This is a genomic window from Caulobacter sp. DWR2-3-1b2, from assembly GCF_049896345.1.
Lineage (GTDB): Bacteria > Pseudomonadota > Alphaproteobacteria > Caulobacterales > Caulobacteraceae > Caulobacter.
Genome location: NZ_JAFCUC010000004.1, coordinates 345,437 through 362,254, shown reverse-complemented (window position 1 = coordinate 362,254; position 16,818 = coordinate 345,437). Strand labels below are relative to the sequence as shown.

The following is a 16,818-nucleotide window of genomic DNA, read 5'->3' as shown; positions in this document are numbered from 1 at the left end:
TCCAGTCCCGCGGCTAGAGCATTTCCCGACCTGACTGCGTCAGGCCGTGAGCTCTAATCTTCTGTTTCGACGCATTTTTCTTCACGCGAACCGGAACCACTTCGCTCGAAAAATGCTCTAGCGGTACTGCTGAAGCCGGGTCGTCCGAAGACCCGCCAGACCGTGCCGTTCGATCGATTGCTGCCAATTGAGGAACTCCTCATTAGTCAACTTGTACCGATCGCACGCCTCGTCGAGCGAGAGCAGACCACCGCGGACTGCGGCGACCACCTCGGCCTTGCGCCGGATCACCCAACGTTGGGTTTCCGGAGGCGGCAAGTCGGAGAGAGTTAGTGGCGCGCCGGTCGGACCGATCACGTACTTCTCACCCCGGCTGTTCGTGCGCTGCTGCTGCAACATGGCTTTACGCCTTTCCCACAACCATCACTGTTGGAGAGGAATATAGGCGCCGGGAAATAACATCGGCTTAATTCCAATAGTAAAGAAAGGCTGAAACATATGACTTTCTCCCTGCTCCAGTGATGTCTCAATTCGACACAGGCTAATTAAAGTCGGTTAAGACCTGTAATTACCGCTTAATGCTGAGAAGTTCTTCCAGCATCTGATCGGCTGTAGTGATGATCTTCGACGACGCCGAGTAGGCTCTTTGTGTCGTGATCAAGCCGGTGAACTCTGTCGACAGGTCGACGGTCGAGGCTTCGAGGGTGGACGGAGCAATCGAGCCCGCGCCGCCACCGCCCGGAGTCTTCAGGCTGTAGGTGCCGCTTTCGTTCGTGACGCGATACGCATTTCCGTTCACCCCCTTCAATCCGTTGGGGTTCGAGAAGGTCGCGATCGCCACCTGTGCGATCCGGCGGGTCACGCCGTTGTCGAAAATCGCCGAGACATAGCCTTTGTCGTCGACTTCGATATTGGTCAGATTGCCGAACGCGGTGCCGTTGGTATTCACCGACTGGACGACCGACTGGCTGTTGTACTGGGTCAGGCCACCGGCGGCGTTGGCCAGGTCGACCTGCAGGTTCTGGGCGTCGATGCCCAGGCCGTCGGCCCAGCGCGGCGTCGAGGTGGTCACTGTCGGGTCGGACGCGCCGATCGTGATCGCCGTCGGGGTGATGCCGCCGAACAGGTTGCCGACCGAGGCGAGCTTGCCGTCGGTGGTGAAGGTCACCTTGCCCGACGCGATCTGGCCATTGGCGTTGTTGTCCAGGTCGCCCGGCTTGGCGCGCAGTTCGGCGAACCATTCATTGGGGCCCGGACCCTTCAGCAGCGACAGGGTGATGGTGCGCTGGCCGCCCTTGGAGTCGGAGACCGGAATCTGAATCTCGAAGTCCGGCTTGACGCCCGTGGTGTTGTCCAGGGCGTAGTCCGACATCGAGCGGGTGGTCGGGTCATAGGCGCCGCTGGCGATGGCGTCGGCCTTGGTGTTCAGGCCCATCTGGGTCTGGGTGACGGTGACGCCGGGCGCGACAGTGATGTTGGGGGGCGTGCCCGGCAGGGTGGTCGACAACAGGTTGCCGGTGACGGGATCGAAGGTCGCCGTGCCGGTCGAAACCGCGACGCCGGCCTTGCGGATTTCGACGCTGTACTGGTTACCCGCGCCCGTGGGGCTGTAATAGATCGAGTAGTTGGCTGTGCCGCCGCCGCTATCGACCACAGCGGTCTTGGTGGCGGCCGCATTGGCTGCGGCGGACACTGGCTGCTCGGAGCGCAGGTTGGCGTTGACGCCAATACGGGTGGTTTTCTCGGCGGTGCCGCCGACCGTGCCCACATTGATCGACGACAGTTGCGTCAGGTCCGACGGATCGGGGGTGATCGTGCCGGTCACCGGATCGGCCAGCCAGCCTTGCAGATAGAGGCCGGCGTCGTTCTTCAGATAGCCCAGATTGTCCAGCTGAAACGAGCCGGCGCGGGTGAACGAGCGCGTATCGGTGGCGGTCAGGCCTTCCGGCTTTTCGGTGCCAACGAAGAAGCCCGAGCCGGCGATCGACAGGTCCAGGTTCGAGCTCGTCGACTGGGTCAGGCCTTGCTGGCTGACAAACTGGTGCGTCTGGGCCTTCACCCCGCCGGCGCTGTAGGTGGCGCTCTTGCTCTGCGCGGTGACCAACGTCGAGAAGTTCGCCGAACTGCGCTTGTAGCCAACCGTGTTGACGTTGGCGATGTTGTCCGAGATCGCGGCCAGGGCCGACGAGTTGGAGATCAGGCCCGAAACGCCCGAGAGCATGGCGCTGTTGATGCTCATGACTGTATTCCTGCGATGAGGGTCAATGGGTCGAGGGGTTCAGCGCGGTTTGCGTTTGGGCGCTCCGGGGAGGCCGCGACGGCGTCATTCTGACGCCCATTCATGGGTGGCGACGTGTCAGGTCGTGGCGGTGGCGACCGGGGCGTTGGTGACCCCGATCACGGAGTCCAGCGGCACCTTGGTGTCGCCGATCCAGACCATGTTGGTTCCGCTTTCGTTGGTGACCTTGGTGACGACGCCTTCGATACGGCCTTTGGCCGTTGTCGGGATGGCCGAGCCGGCTGCGTCGGTGGCCGTGACCTTGATGGTGTAGGCGCCGCCGTCCGGCTGCTTGACGCCATCGGCGCTCTTGCCGTCCCACTTGAAGGTGTGGTCGCCGCTGGCCATGTCGTCCGGCAGCACGGTGGCGATGACCTTGTCGAACTTGTCGAGGACCTCGATCTTTACGCCGGTGCCGCCGCGGCTCTGGGTGTAGCTCCAGCTGGCCTCGCCGCCCTTGAGCACCGACTTGGCGGTCTCGGCGGTGACCTGCTTGCCCATCAGGTTGACGCCTTCGCTGATGCCACCCCCGGAATTCATGCCAACCAGGGCGGTCAACAACTCGTTGGTCACCAACTGCTGTTCGACGCCGGTCATCTGGGTGATCTGGCTGGTCATCTGGGCCGTGTCGGTCGGCGCCAGCGGATCCTGGTTCTTCAGCTGGGTGGTCAACAGCTTCAGGAAGGTTTGCTGGTTGCTGGCGAGCGACGTCCGCGACGTGTTGATCTTGTCGGTGGCGGTGTTGCTGGTGGTGTTGGTAGCGGCGACGGCCATGGCGGTCTCTCCTAGATTTTCACGTCGACGCCGCTGCGCTCGGCGACGCGCAGGCCGGGCAACAGGGCGGACGGAGATATGGTGGGCAGGTCTTCGCCAAGCGCCGATTGGAAGGCGCGGCCGTTGAAGGCCTGACGGCCGTTCTCGCCGCCCTGGAAGTTGAAGAAGGCGTTCTGGTTCTGGCCGCCGTGCTGGCTCGACGTGTCGAAGCTCAGGGCGGTGTCGGCGACGATGAAGCCGGCTTGGGCCAGGGCCTGGCGCAACTCTCCCGACTTGCCGCGCATGTCGGCGGCGGCTTGCGGGTTGTCGAAGTTCAGGGCGGCGGTCAGCTTGCCGTCCTTGGCGATCTCGATGCGCACATCGACGCGACCCAGGCCTTCCGGCTGCAGCACGACGTCGAAGCGGCTGGTCTTGCCCAGCTGGGCCTTGCCGGTGATCTCGGTCGTCAGGTGACTGACCGTCTCCGGCGTCACGGCGGCCTTGGCCAGCGTCGCGGCGATCGGGGCGGGCGCCGGCGCTGCGGTGGTGCCTGGCGCGACGAAGGTCGGGGCCGAAGCGTCGGGCGCCGCGGCCGGCGCGGCCTCGGCCAGGGCCGCGCCCTGGGCGCCGCTCTTGTCCTTGCCAGTGTCGGCGTCGCCTTGACCGGTTGTGGCGGCGTGGGCCGATTGGACCGCTTCGGCCAAGGTCGCCTCGACCGCGTCCTGCAAGGCGCCGGCGACGGTGTTGGTCGCGGCGGCGGCGGGCGCCTTCTCTTCGACCGCCTTGACGATCTTGCCGCTGATCGAGGCGATCTCTGGAGCGATGACCTGGCGCGCCGCAGCCTGCGCGGCCTGCGCGGCGGCGGGCGGCGGCGGGATGGTGCCGGTGGGCGGGGCGAGGGCGGCGAGGGCGGCCTCGACGGTGTCGCTGACCGGTGTGGAGGCCGGGGGCGCGGCCGTCGCGGCGGCGCTGGCGGTCTTCGCCGCCGGGCCGGGGGTCGTCGCCTGGGCGACAGCAGCGGCGGCCAGGTCGATCGCCGAGGCGGCCGGCGTTTCCGGCAGGTCCGCAGCCGGCGCGGTCTCGGCCGGCGTGGCCAGGGCGGCGGAGACCGCGACCGGGGTCGTCGGCGCGGCGTCCGTGGCCAAGGTGAGGGCGTCGGCGGCGGTGGCGGCCTGGGCGGCGGCGGCGAGCGGGTTAAGCGCCGGGACCTGGGCGACCTGCATGGCGGCGATCAGGGCCGCGGCGGCCTGGGCGGCGGCGGCGGCTTGCCCGGCGGTGGCGTCGGCGACCCGGGCGTCCTTGACCCCGTCGGCGTCCGTCGTGTCGGCGGTCTGGTCCTGGCTGTCGGCAAGCTTGCCGTCGGCGTTGTCCTTGGAAGACGTCTTGAGCGTGTCGAGCTTGCCCGAGGTCTTGTCGGCCGTCTTGGTGTCGGCCGTCCTGGTGTCGGGCGTCTTGCTTGACGCCTTGGCGTCGTTGGCGCGGTCGGAAGCCTTGTTGGCGACCTTTTCGGCCAACTTGGCGTCGGCGGCGCGATCAGCGGCCCGGTCGGCGGCGGCCTTGCTGTCCTGCAGCTTGGTGTCTCGCGGAGCGGCCTTGTCATTGGCGGCTGTCGCGCTTCCGGCTTGGGCCAGCAGCGCGCCGAAGCCTTCGGCCGTATCCTTGTCCTGCGTCCCGACGACGGGCGCCGGGATCGAGGCAACGGGAGTGGGAGCAGCGATCGCGTTCATGCGGCGGATGAAGTCCACGGTGAATGGCGGTTCCGAAAGGGACGCCTTGATCCGTTTCTCCAACAGCAACGGTCGGGCCAACTCGCCAAAATCATGCAACCTGTTGGTTTTACTCGCTTTAATGAATCGTTTACCACTTCAGATAGACCGACCACGGCGCTTTTTGCCGGGCCAAACACGCTGAAAGGGGCGTGGCTTGCCGCGTCGCCCTGCCGCCCCCGCAGTTGGCGCCCTCCTTGCGGATAGGGTCGTGTCGCTCACGCTGCGTCAGGAACGGAACGCCATGAAATTCAATGGCTTGCACATGATCGAAGGGGTCGCCCCCCGCCACGCCCGGCAGTTTTCGCCGGGCAAGGCCGCGTCATGCCGTTCGTGGTTTGCCGAGTGGGCTGGAGAATAGCCGATGTCGTTGAACACCATCCTTAATATCGCGACCTCGGGCATGATGGCGGCCCAGACGGGCCTGCGCGTCACGTCCGACAACGTCGCCAACATCAATACGCCGGGCTATGTCCGCAAGACGATCGCCCAGTCGAACCTGGTATCGAACGGCATGGGCGTGGGCGTCAATGTTGACGCCATCAAGCGCGCCACCGACAAGTTCATGGCCGCCGCCAGCCTGAACGGGGCGTCCGGCGCCGGCAAGGCCAACGCCATCGCTACCGCCATGGACAACGCCCAGAAGTTGTTTGGCGACCCCAGCGCCGCCAGCAACTACTTCTCGACGCTCGACGACGTCTATACGGCCTTCTCGGCTGCGGTCGCCGAGCCGTCCTCGACCCTGCTGCGCAGCACCGCCACGACCCAGCTCGACAATTTCCTCAGCGAGAGCAAGCGCATCACCGCGTCGCTGTCGGGCCAGATCACCGACACCGACAACCGCCTGGGCGCCGACGTCGATCGGGTCAATGACCTGCTCAAGCAGATCGACTCCCTCAACGTCGATATCACCCGCGCCAAGATGGCCGGCGCCGACGGCACCGGCTCGGAGAATATCCAGAGCGGCCTGATCGACGAGCTCTCAACCTATATGGACGTGCAGGTCAGCGACCGGGCCAATGGCGGCGTCATCGTCCGCTCGGCTGAAGGCGTCAGCCTGGCCGACAACGGCCCGGCGACCGTGACCTACAATCAATCGGGCCCGGCCAACGGCTATCTGACCGTGACCACCGCCAACAGCGGTGGACAGACCCTGCCGCTGTATGTCGCCAACGGCGAGATCCAGGGATTGCTGGAGCTGCGCAACAAGGAACTACCAAACCTTTCGGACCAACTGGGCGAATTCGTCAGCCGGGCGGCCGAGGAATTGAACCGCGCCTCCAACGCCTCCAGCTCGGTCCCCGCCCCGGCCACCATGACCGGCAAGAACACCGGCCTGGATCCGGCCACCGCCTTCAAGAACTTCACCGGCAAGACCACCATCGCCGTGACCAACGCTGCGGGCGCGATCGTCCAGCGCGTCGATGTGGATTTCACCGCCGGGACGATGACGGTCAACGGCGCGGCCGGGCCGGCCTTCACCAACGCCAACTTCACCACTCAACTGAATACCGCCCTGGGCGGCACGGCCACGGCCTCCTTCGCCAATGGGTCGCTGAGCCTCAACACCACGCTCTCGACCAACGGCATCGCCATCGCCGACGACGCCACCACCCCTTCGACCAAGGCCGGCAAGGGCTTCAGCCAGTTCTTTGGCCTCAATGACGTGGTCCGCAACAGCGGCTACTCGCCCTACGAGACAGGCATGGTCGCCAGCGACCAGAGCGGCTTCGCGCCCGGCCAGACCATCACGCTTCGGATGACCGACACCGACGGCAGCCGTATCCGCGACGTGCAGGTGACCATCCCCACGGGGACGGGCACGATGCAGGAGACGATCGACGCGCTGAACTCGCGCAACAACGGCATTGGCCTCTATGGCGCCTTCGCCCTCGGCGCGAAGGGCGAGCTGAGCTTCACCTCCAACACCGCCTCGCCCGTCAGCCTGTCGGTCGTGGAAGACACCACCCAGCGCGGCGTCTCGGGTCCTTCGCTCAGCCAGCTGTTCGGCGTGGGCCTGAGCGAGCGCAGCACGCGGGGCGGCCTGTACAAGGTCGATCCGGCGATGAAGTCCGACCCGTCCAGGCTGCCGTTCGCCAAACTCAACCTGACCGTGGCGGCCGGCGCGCCTGCCCTGGCGGTCGGCGATGGCCGCGGAGCCCTGGCCCTGGCCAAGGCCGGCGACAGCCTCGCCAGCTTCGCCCAGGCCGGCGACGCGGCGGGGTCGAAGAAGAGCGTCCTGACCTACGCTGCCGATTTCAGCGGCTCGATCGCTCGCAAGTCGGCCGCCGCGATCAGCCGCAAGGAAGCCGCCGAGTCCGTCCAGACCGAGGTCAACGCCCAGCGCCAGTCGCAGGAGGGCGTCAATCTCGACGAGGAGCTCGTCAATCTCACCACCTTTCAGCAGGCGTTCAACGCCTCCGCCCGCCTGATCCAGGCGACCAAGGACATGTACGATGTCCTTGTCGGCATCGTTTGAGGTTAAGCCATGACCCGCGTCTCCACCTCCGGCAATTTCGGCGTGATGACCAGCAACCTGATGCGCGCGCAGGTTCTGCAGAACATCGCCGGCGAGCAGGTTTCCAGCCAGAAGAACGCCACCGACCTCAAGGGCTACGCCAAGAACGCGGAGGTGCTGACCGCAATGCGCTCGGCCCAAGCCAAGGTCGCCGGCTTTCTGGAGCAGTCCACCCAGGTCGCCAATCGCCTGGACATGCAGGACACCTCGATCGGCCAGATCTCGGACGGCATGCAGAGCGCGCGGGACTCGATCGCCAACGCCGTCGCCGCCGGCAGCGCCGAAACCATGATGCAGGCCTTGAGCGGCGCGTTTGGCGATGTGATCCAGGGGCTGAACGCCAAGTCCAACGGCCGCTACCTGTTCTCGGGCGCCAAGTCCGACACCCAAGCGACCACGGCCACCAGCATGCCCGACCTGACCGCCGCGGCCAGCACCGCCTCGCTGTTTCAGAACGACCAATACATCACCAGCAACCGCATCGACGACACCACCTCGGTCGACACCGGCGTGTTGGCCGACAAGCTGGGCACCGGCGTGTTCAACGCCTTCAAGCAGGTCCAGGCCTATGTCGACGTCAACGGCCCGTTCACCGGCAAGCTGACCCAGGCCCAGTCCACCTTCCTGTCCGGCCTGCTGCCCACCTTCGACGGCGTAAAGACCACCCTGACGACCGACCAGGCCAAGAATGGCCTCAACCAGGCGCGCTTCGACACCGCCAAGACCGACCTTTCCAATCGGGCCGACACCTTGAAGACCATGGTCGGCGGCATCACCGACGTCGACATGGCCGAGGCCATCACCCGCCTGGAGTCCGCCAAGCTGGCCGTCCAGGCCTCGGCCCAGGTGTTCGCGTCCTTGCAGAACTCGTCGCTGCTGAACGTGCTGAAGTAGTCAAAGGCGCAGGACGCCCCCCCACACAACCTCGCAAAACGCAGCCCAAACCGCTATATGGCGGCGATGGACGCCGACATCGCCACCTTCGACACAGCCAAGACCGACCCCGCCATCCTCGACCGCGCCGTCGAGCAGGCGCGCGGGGCCGTCGGCCTGCCGGTCGGGACGCGGATCGTCGCGGCGATGTCGGGGGGCGTGGACTCCACCGTCACCGCCGCCCTGCTGGCCCGGGCCGGCTATGACGTGGTGGGTGTCACCCTGCAGCTCTATGACCATGGCGCGGCGATCACCAAGAAAGGCGCCTGCTGCGCCGGCCAGGACATACTGGACGCCCGGATGGCCGCCGAGCGGATCGGCATTCCGCACTATGTTCTCGACTACGAGAGCCGCTTCAAGGAACAGGTGATCGAGGAGTTCGCCGACGCCTATCTGCGCGGCGAGACGCCGATCCCCTGCGTGCGCTGCAACCAGACGGTCAAGTTCCGCGACCTGCTGGATGTCGCGCGGGATCTGGGCGCCGAGGCCATGGCGACCGGGCATTATGTGCAGCGGACGATGACCGGCGGCGGCAACCGCCCGCAGCTGCGGCGTGCGGCCGATCCTTCGAAGGACCAGAGCTACTTCCTGTTCGCCACCACGGCCGAGCAGCTGGAATTCCTGCGCTTCCCGCTGGGCGGCATGCCCAAGAGCCAGGTGCGCCAGGTGGCCGCCGCCCTGGGCCTGACCGTGGCCGACAAGCCCGACAGCCAGGACATCTGTTTCGTGCCCGAGGGCAAGTACACCACGGTGATCGACCGCATCCGGCCGCACGGCGCGATCCCCGGCGACCTGGTCCACATCGACGGCCGCGTGCTGGGCCGCCACGAGGGCGTCACCCGCTACACCATCGGCCAGCGCCGGGGCCTGAACATCGCGGTCGGCGACCCGCTGTTCGTGGTCAGGATCGACGCCGACAAGCGCCAGGTGATCGTCGGGCCGCGCGAGGCGCTGCTGACCCAGGCGCTATCGCTGAAGGAGGCGAACTGGCTGGGCGCTGAGGACAGCCTGGAAGCCGCCGCTGCGGCTGGCGCGCCGGTGCTGGCCCGCGTTCGCTCGACCCGCGAACCCGTCCCGGGCCATCTGGCCTTGGTCGATGGCCAGCCGCGCCTGGTGTTCGACGGGCTCGAAGAGGGCGTCGCCCCCGGCCAGGCCTGCGTGCTCTACGACCCCGCCGATCCCGAACGCGTGCTGGGCGGCGGCTTCATCGTGGCGACGGAACGGGCGCAGATCGCGCTATAGAATCGGTTCGATTCACAGCGAAACCGTCCTCCATTCTCCTCATCTTGGCGAAAGTCGGGATGAGAGGATTTGAGAGCTGCGATCTGAGGCCAGGACGCCATGCTTCGCACCATGCCAGCCTCCGTGCCCGGAACACCATTTCGACCTGACCGTTAGCGGCGCCCGCGCCCTCATGCGCGTTCAGGAAAGCAGACATCAAGCGGCGCCGGCTGGCCCTGCCCAAGCTCATCGAGATCGCCTCGCGCCTTGGCTTTGCCGCGCGGGGCCTGGTGTATCTGGGCATTGGCGCCATCGTGTTGCTGGCCGCCACAGATCGGACGCCCAGCGCCCAGCGCCCAGCGCCGAGGGCGCGACGGGCGTGTTGCGCGCTTGGGCGGACTGGCCCCTGGGATAGGTACTGATTACCGCCGTCGGCTGCGGCCTGGCCGCCTTCGCTGCCTGGCGTGTCCTGCAGTCGGTGTTCGACGCCGATCACCACGGGACTTCGCCCAAGGCCCAGGGGGTGCGCATCGGCCAGGCGGTCAGTGGCCTGGATTATGGGGGCCTCGCCCTGTTGGTCCTCGAGTTGATGGACGTGTTCGAGGATTTCGATACCCGCGGGCCGTCACTCACGCCGCCGCGATGGCGACCGAGGCTTCCAGCGCCTCGCCGACCGTCATGGCCGGCTGGTCGTGGACCACGCGGGTCAGGTCGCGGCCTTCGACCATGGCTCCGCACGCCTCGCAAGCCAGGTGCGGGTGGAAGTCGTGGCCGCAGGTCTTGTGGACGAAGTGGACGGGTCCCTTGCCGACGCCATAGACGTGCTGGTCGCCCCATTCGGCCATGGTCAGCAGCACCGGCGACAGGGCGCGGCCCTTGGCGGTCAGCACATATTCCTGGCGCGGCGGGCGCTCGGAATAGCGGCGGGGCTCCAGCACGCCGTTGCTCACCAGGCTTTTGAGTCGCGCGGCCAGCACGTTTCGGGCCACGCCCAGGCGTTCCTGCCATTGCTCGAAGCGCTTCACGCCCTGGAAGGCGTCGCGCAGGATCAATAGAGTCCAGGGGTCTCCGACCACCTCAAGGGTGGCTGCGATAGAGCAACGTTCGTTGGTGTAGTCAGCGGTGCGGCCCATCACGCGAAGGTGAAGCCTTCCGCGGGGGAATGCAAGGGTTGCTTTTGCAGACGAACGACGTAGGTTTCTTAAAGCAATTGACTGTCTCAGTTGCCCCCTGCGGAGCGCGATAGTCGAAAGTGGAACCCGGTTTCGACGGCTATCGCGTTCCAACTTTTTGAATCAGAAATTGGCTTTGCCGATTTCTGCCGACGGCCAAGGACATCCGCTCCCGCCGTCGGTCGCTTTTTGCGCGAGACCCTTGCGCCAGCCGCGCCCAAGGGGGTTTATTCCGCCACGAATTTCCAAGGCCGGAGTTTATCCATGTCCAATGTCTCTGATCCCGTCGTCATCGTCTCGTTCGCTCGCACGCCGATGGGCGGTTTCCAGGGCGCGCTGGCCGGGGCCAAGGCCACGGAGCTGGGCGCGACGGCCGTGAAGGCGGCGATCGAGCGGGCGCGCGTGTCGGGCGAACTGGTCGAGCAGATCTTCATGGGCTGCGTCCTTCCCGCAGGCCTTGGCCAGGCGCCAGCCCGCCAGGCGGCTGTGGGCGCGGGCCTGCCGCTGTCGGTCGAGGCCACGACGGTCAACAAGATGTGCGGCAGCGGCATGCAGGCCGCGATCATGGCCCACGACGCCCTGCTGGCCGGCAGCGCCCAGATCATCGTGGCCGGCGGCATGGAGAGCATGACCAACGCCCCCTACCTGCTGACCAAACACCGCGCCGGCGCCCGCATCGGCCACGACCAGATGTGGGATTCCATGTACCTGGACGGGCTGGAGGACGCCTACTCGCCCGGCAAGCTGATGGGCTCGTTCGCTGAGGACAGCGCGGCGGCCTATCAGTTCGACCGCGACGCCATGGACGCCTACGCCATCGCCGGCCTGGCCAAGGCCCGGCAAGCGGTGACCTCGGGCGCCTTCGCCGCCGAGATCACGCCGGTGACCATTGCCACTCGCAAGGGCGTCGAAACCGTCACGCAAGACGAGCAGCCGCTGAAGGCCGACGCCGCCAAGATCCCGACCCTGCGCCCGGCCTTCAGTCGCGATGGCGGCGTCACGGCGGGCAATTCCTCGTCGATCAGCGACGGCGCCGCCGCCTTGGTAATGACCCGCGAGAGCGTCGCCCAGCGTCTGGGCCTGCCGATCGTCGCCCGCGTCGTGTCGCACGCCGCCCACGCCCACGAGCCGGGCCTGTTCACCACCGCCCCCGTGCCGGCCATGAAGAAGGCCCTGGCCAAGGCCGGCTGGAGCGTCGCCGAGGTCGATCTGTTCGAGGTCAACGAGGCCTTCGCCGTGGTGGCGATGATCGCCCAGCAGGAACTGGGCATCGATCCGGAGAAGCTGAACGTCAATGGCGGCGCCTGCGCCCTGGGCCACCCGATCGGCGCCTCGGGCGCGCGCATCCTCTGCACCCTGATCGCGGCCTTGCAGGCGCGCGGCGGTAAGAAGGGCCTGGCGTCGCTTTGCATCGGCGGCGGCGAGGCCACGGCGATGGCGATAGAGCTGGTTTGAGCTGCTGACGGGGACACACACTCATCCCGCGTCGTCGCCAACGAGCCACGAGCCGTGGGATGAGTGTGTGTCCCCAACCGCACCCCGCATCCTCTTCCCATGATCCGCGTTCACCCCTGATGACCGACGCATTCAGCCATAACCCCGCCAAGAGCCGCTACGAACTGGAGGTCGATGGCCTGATCGCCTTCGCCGACTACCAGCGCAGCGGCCTTCGCCTGGTGATCGCCCATGTCGAGGCCGACCCCGCCCTGCGCGGCACCGGCGCGGCCGGACGCCTGATGGGCGAGGTGACCAAGACTGCCCGGGCCGAGGGCATGAAGATCGTGCCAATGTGCAGCTATGCCTCCGCCTGGCTGCGCCGGAACGATCCCGAGATGATCGCCGGCTAGAGCATTTTTCGAGCGAAGTGGTTCCGGTTCGCGGGAAGAAAAATGCGTCAAAACAGAAGATTAGAGCTCACGGCCTGACGCAGTCAGGTCGGGAAATGCTCTAGCCCCGGAACGCCTCGACCAGAGCCGCAGCGCCGAGTTTGGGCCGTCCAGCGTCGTCGAACGGCGCGGGGGCGTCGGTGGGGTGGGCCTTGCGCAGCCACGAGTCCCGGTCGCGCAGGCCCCATAGGGTGAAGGCGAAGCGTTGGCGCTCGGGCAGGGCCATGAAGGCCTGCGCGGTCTCGCCATAGACCGCCGCCTGGCGACGTTGCAAATCCGATCGCGACAGCAGCTTGTTCTCGGCCTCGCTCAGCGAGATGTCGAGTTCGGAGACGTGGATCGGCAGCCCCAGGCTGGCCAAGTCGCGCATCATCTCGAGAATCTTGCTGGGCTCGATATCGGCGGCGACATGCATCTGGGTTCCCAGGCCGGTCAGCGGCGCGCCGGAGGACAGCAGCCGTTCGGCCAGCTTCAGGAAGGTCGCGCGCTTTCGCGGATTGTATTCAAGATTGTAGTCATTGAGCAGCAACACGGCCTGCGGGTCTGCCTCGCGGGCGGTGCGATAGGCCAGGGCGATGTGTTCGAAGGCTCCCAGCTTCTGGGACCACAGGCTGTCGCGCCAGCCGTTACCGTCCTCGGCGACGGCCTCGTTGACCACGTCCCAGCCGACCACCTGGCCGCGATAACGACCGGCGACGGCCAGGATGTAGTTGCGATAGGCGTCGACGAACTTGATGCGGCTCTCGTCCAGCGCCTGGAAGGCCGGCGGGGCCTGGGCGTACCAGACCAGGGTGTGGCCCAGCAGGCCCATGCCGTGGGCGCGGGCGAAAGCGGCGATGCGGTCGGGGGCGTCGAAGCGGAAAGAGCCGTCCGGCTGGACGATGTACTCCATCTTCATTTCCCACTCTGGGGTCAGTTGGCTGACCTGGCGGGCCACCAGCCCGGCGAGCGCCGGGTCGTCCAGATGCAGGGCCTGGACGCAGGTTCCGATCCGGAAGGGCGCCATGGTCTTCAGCGGCGGCAGGTCCGCGGGGACGGTCTGGCTCTTGGCGCCGGGGCCGCAGGCGGACAGGGCCAGGGCGCCTGTCAGCACTGCGCGGCGGTCTAGGCGGTGCAAGCGCGACGGACCGGGACAGGCACATGTGCCTGTCCCGGGCTCCGGGCGCGGCGAATAGAGGCTGTCAGCGCTACCGCCCACCGGCGGCGATCCTGCGCAGGCCCAACTCGTCGAGGGCGGCGCTCTCCAGCTTGCCGACCAGCTTGGCCTTGGCGAGCTTGGCGGCCTCGGCGACGTGTTCGTATTTTTTGAGGTTCTCGAAGGCCATGGCCAGGGCGTCGCGCGCGCCGGTTTCCTCGATCAGGGTCTGGTCGATCTCCAGCAGGGCCTGGTCGCGGCGGATCTTGAACCCCTGGCGAAAGCCGATCATGTACCACCCGGCCTGGATGTCGCCCTGGGCGCCCAGGGCCTCGGCCTCGGCCTCGGCGTCGAGCGACGCGACCCGCATCTCGGCGGTCTGGCGACGATCGACGATCTCGGACAACCGCTTCTGAAGCGTCTCCACCTCGTGGTTCGAGATGCGGATCAGGGAGTCGGCCCACTTGGTCATCAGGCGGCGTCACTTTGCAGGATATGGGCGAGATAGCCGAAGCTGTCGTCGAGGCTGGTGGCCTCGTCCTTGTCCTGGCCCAGGAAGGCTTCCACGGCGGGGTTCAGGCGGATGGCGCGGTCGATGACCGGGTCGGCCCCGGCCCGATAGGCGCCGATGCGGATCAGCTCTTCCATGTTGGCGTAGGCCGACATGGTTTGGCGGGCCGTCTTGACGACCTCGCGCTCTTCCAGGGTCTGGCAACCGGGCATGGTCCGACTTATGGACTTGAGCACGTTAATGGCGGGAAAACGCCCGCGTTCGGCGATGGCCCGTTCCATGACGATGTGGCCGTCGAGGATGCCTCGGGTGGCGTCGGCGATCGGCTCGTTGTGGTCGTCGCCATCGACCAGCACCGTGAACATCGCGGTGATCGGGGCGGCGGTCGTGCCGTCGGGGCGGATCGGGCCGGGGCCGGCCCGCTCGAGCAGCTTGGGCAGTTCGGTGAAGACGGTGGGGGTGTAGCCCTTGGTGGTCGGAGGCTCGCCGGCGGCCAGGCCAATCTCGCGCTGGGCCATGGCGAAGCGGGTCACCGAGTCCATCAGGCAAAGCACTTCCTGGTCCTGGTCGCGCAGATATTCGCAGATCGCCATGGTCATGTAGGCGGCCTGGCGGCGGGTCAGGGCAGGCTCGTCCGAGGTGGCGACCACGACGATGGCGCGCTTGAGGCCTTCCTCGCCGAGGGTCTCCTCGATGAACTCGCGGACCTCGCGGCCCCGTTCGCCGATCAGGCCCACGACGACGGCGTCACAGGTCGCCTCCTTGGCCAGCATAGATAGCAGCACCGACTTGCCGACCCCCGAGCCGGCGAAGATGCCCAGGCGCTGGCCGCGGCAGGTGGTGGTGAAGACGTTCATCGACCGCACGCCCAGATCGATGCGCTCGCCGACCCGGCCGCGCGCGTGGGCGGGCGGAGGCGGGGCCTTCAGCGGGTAGGGGACTTCGCCCTGTGGCAAGGGGCCGAGCCCGTCTATGGGCTCGCCAAAGGCGTTGATGATGCGGCCCAGCCAGGCCTTGGTCGGACGCACGGCGGCGCCCTCGGGCATGATGCGGATCTCGGCGCCGGGGGCCACGCCCTCGACGGGGCCGAACGGCATCAGCAGGGCGCGGGTTTCGCGGAAGCCGACCACCTCAGCCGGCAGCACCGGCAGGTTCAGCCGGTCGATCTCGACCCGCGCGCCGATCGCCAGCCGCGTCAGCCCGCCGCGCGCCTCGATCAAGAGGCCGTTCACGGCGGCGACGCGACCGGAAATGGTCAGCGGATCGATACGTTCGACGGCGGCGATCAGGCTACGCAAGCAGGACTCCCGAGCTCCGGGTCAAGCTTCGACCCCGCGCGTTAATGGGCCGTGAAGTAGGGCTGACATGGTTAATTGGGTCTTGCGACCTGGAGCGTGGGGTTGGAGCTGCGGCGTTATGACCGTCCCTTCCTTCTCCCCTTGCGGGAGAAGGTGGCGGCGAAGCCAACGGATGAGGGGGCGACGGGCGATCGCCGTGCGCTCCAAGGCTTTCGGACAGGGCGGTGCGACCCCTCATCCGACCTCCTTCGGAGGCCACCTTCTCCCGTAAGGGGAAAAGGATATTCGCTTCAGCGCCGCGCCAAGTTCGCCTCGAAGAACTCCACCACGGCCTTGTTGAAATCCACATGGAACGCGGCCCGGTCGAAACCTGGGGCGCTGGCGCAGATGAACCCCGCCGTGGCCAGACCCGCCGCGTTGCAAGGCGTCAGGAAGTCGAAATGCCCGGCGCCGGCCACCAGATGATAGTCGGGCGCCTTGGGCAGGTTGGCGCGGACGGTCGAGGCATAGAACGGATCGGGCAGGATCTGGTCGTCGGCCGCTCGCCACAACTGCACGGGCACGCTCACGTGGCGCAGGTCGAGGATGTAGCCCAGGGCCGGGGCGGCCGAGACCACGGCCTTGATGCGGGCGTCGTGCACCCAAGTGGCCTTTAGCGCTTCTTCGGACTGCGGATGCTCAGCCAGCAGCTTGCAGTCGTAAAAGTCCGGATGGGCCTGGCAGTGCGGCGCGATCTTGCTCAGGTCCGGCTCGCCGCCTGCCGCCGCCAGCACCGTGAAGCCGCCAGACGAGAAGCCGAAGGCGCCGACCCGCTCGGGGTCGAGGGCGGTCTTCATCGGCGAGGCGGTCAGCATGTAGCCGATCAGCACCGACAATTGGCGGGGGCGGTTGGCCATGTCGGTGGCTCGGCTCTGGTCGGCATAGTTGTCGCCCGTGTGGGTCAGGGCGGCGACCACGAAGCCGGCCTCCGCCAAGGCCTGGGCGGTGTCGGCATGGCCGCCGAAGAAGCCGCCATTGCCGTGCGACATGACGACCAGCGGCAGGTAATCGCCGGCCAGCGGCGCGCCGCGCGCCACGGTCTGGGCGCCGATGCCCAGGTCCATCGGCGTGGCGGGGGCGTCGGTGGGATACCAGACGCCCACCATGATCGGCGGGCCTTGCGGGTCGGGAACCTGAACCACCGTGAAGCCGGCATTGGCGGCCAGGGCCGGGGCGGCGCAGGCCAGCAAGGCCAGGGCGGCGACGGGCGGCAGAAGAAGGGAGCGGATCGACATGGATGTCCTTGGGCGAAGTGAAACCTGACCAAGCCATGCCGAGACCGAACGCTCTCCGCCAGCGCGCCTGCGC

Annotated in this window: 15 protein-coding genes; 6 read left to right on the top strand and 9 right to left on the bottom strand. The window is 67.1% G+C overall.

The genetic code is table 11. The features are described 5' to 3' along the window. Positions 1–117: 117 nt before the first annotated feature. The 4 genes from ACP694_RS13605 to ACP694_RS13590 form a co-directional block, all read right to left on the bottom strand. Positions 118–399, bottom strand: a complete 282-nt coding sequence (locus tag ACP694_RS13605) for a DUF1153 domain-containing protein (RefSeq protein ID WP_426013173.1) — start codon at positions 397–399, stop codon at positions 118–120. A 169-nt stretch (positions 400–568) separates the two neighbouring features. Beyond that, positions 569–2,239 (bottom strand): flagellar hook protein FlgE, encoded by a 1,671-nt coding sequence (flgE, locus tag ACP694_RS13600; protein ID WP_426013171.1) that lies wholly within the window; start codon positions 2,237–2,239, stop codon positions 569–571. 117 nt (positions 2,240–2,356) lie between these two features. Continuing rightward, positions 2,357–3,052: a flagellar hook assembly protein FlgD gene (locus tag ACP694_RS13595; protein ID WP_426013169.1), complete on the bottom strand. Its 696-nt coding sequence runs from the start codon at positions 3,050–3,052 to the stop codon at positions 2,357–2,359. Positions 3,053–3,063: 11 nt separating this feature from the next. Then, on the bottom strand, positions 3,064–4,758 hold the full coding sequence (locus ACP694_RS13590) for a flagellar hook-length control protein FliK (protein WP_426013168.1): 1,695 nt from the start codon (positions 4,756–4,758) through the stop codon (positions 3,064–3,066). 250 nt (positions 4,759–5,008) lie between these two features. Between ACP694_RS13590 and ACP694_RS13585 the strand changes: the two genes are divergently transcribed. From ACP694_RS13585 to mnmA, 4 genes are read left to right on the top strand one after another with little or no spacing between them, the layout of a single operon-like run. Next, the gene (locus ACP694_RS13585; protein ID WP_426013166.1) at positions 5,009–5,158 is read left to right on the top strand and encodes a hypothetical protein; all 150 of its coding nucleotides are present in this window, start codon (positions 5,009–5,011) and stop codon (positions 5,156–5,158) included. Between the two features lie 3 nt (positions 5,159–5,161). Then, a complete protein-coding gene (gene flgK / locus ACP694_RS13580) occupies positions 5,162–7,276 on the top strand; it encodes a flagellar hook-associated protein FlgK (protein WP_426013164.1) in 2,115 nt (704 codons plus the stop codon). Positions 7,277–7,285: 9 nt separating this feature from the next. After that, positions 7,286–8,209: a flagellin gene (locus ACP694_RS13575; RefSeq protein ID WP_426013162.1), complete on the top strand. Its 924-nt coding sequence runs from the start codon at positions 7,286–7,288 to the stop codon at positions 8,207–8,209. A 57-nt stretch (positions 8,210–8,266) separates the two neighbouring features. After that, positions 8,267–9,490: a tRNA 2-thiouridine(34) synthase MnmA gene (mnmA, locus tag ACP694_RS13570; RefSeq protein WP_426013160.1), complete on the top strand. Its 1,224-nt coding sequence runs from the start codon at positions 8,267–8,269 to the stop codon at positions 9,488–9,490. Positions 9,491–10,098: 608 nt separating this feature from the next. Here mnmA and ACP694_RS13565 read toward each other — a convergent pair. Beyond that, positions 10,099–10,602 carry a winged helix-turn-helix transcriptional regulator gene (locus ACP694_RS13565; RefSeq protein ID WP_426013159.1) on the bottom strand — a complete coding sequence of 168 codons (504 nt, stop codon included), beginning with the start codon at positions 10,600–10,602 and terminating at the stop codon, positions 10,099–10,101. A 303-nt stretch (positions 10,603–10,905) separates the two neighbouring features. Here ACP694_RS13565 and ACP694_RS13560 point away from each other — a divergent pair, with 303 nt between their 5' ends. Then, positions 10,906–12,096, top strand: a complete 1,191-nt coding sequence (locus tag ACP694_RS13560; RefSeq protein WP_426013157.1) for an acetyl-CoA C-acyltransferase — start codon at positions 10,906–10,908, stop codon at positions 12,094–12,096. A gap of 119 nt (positions 12,097–12,215) precedes the next feature. Continuing rightward, on the top strand, positions 12,216–12,488 hold the full coding sequence (locus ACP694_RS13555; protein WP_426013156.1) for a GNAT family N-acetyltransferase: 273 nt from the start codon (positions 12,216–12,218) through the stop codon (positions 12,486–12,488). Positions 12,489–12,588: 100 nt separating this feature from the next. Here the strand turns inward: ACP694_RS13555 and ACP694_RS13550 are convergent, their stop codons facing one another. From ACP694_RS13550 to ACP694_RS13535, 4 genes are all read right to left on the bottom strand, one after another. Continuing rightward, positions 12,589–13,644, bottom strand: a complete 1,056-nt coding sequence (locus ACP694_RS13550; protein WP_426013154.1) for an endo-1,4-beta-xylanase — start codon at positions 13,642–13,644, stop codon at positions 12,589–12,591. 70 nt (positions 13,645–13,714) lie between these two features. Further along, positions 13,715–14,134: a flagellar export protein FliJ gene (locus tag ACP694_RS13545; RefSeq protein ID WP_426013152.1), complete on the bottom strand. Its 420-nt coding sequence runs from the start codon at positions 14,132–14,134 to the stop codon at positions 13,715–13,717. Next, the gene (gene fliI, locus ACP694_RS13540; protein WP_426013150.1) at positions 14,134–15,471 is read right to left on the bottom strand and encodes a flagellar protein export ATPase FliI; all 1,338 of its coding nucleotides are present in this window, start codon (positions 15,469–15,471) and stop codon (positions 14,134–14,136) included. The genes ACP694_RS13545 and fliI overlap by 1 nt, the downstream gene beginning before the upstream one ends. 290 nt (positions 15,472–15,761) lie before the next feature. Further along, complete coding sequence (locus ACP694_RS13535; protein WP_426013148.1) at positions 15,762–16,745, bottom strand: alpha/beta hydrolase family protein; 984 nt, start codon at positions 16,743–16,745, stop codon at positions 15,762–15,764. Positions 16,746–16,818: the final 73 nt, after the last annotated feature.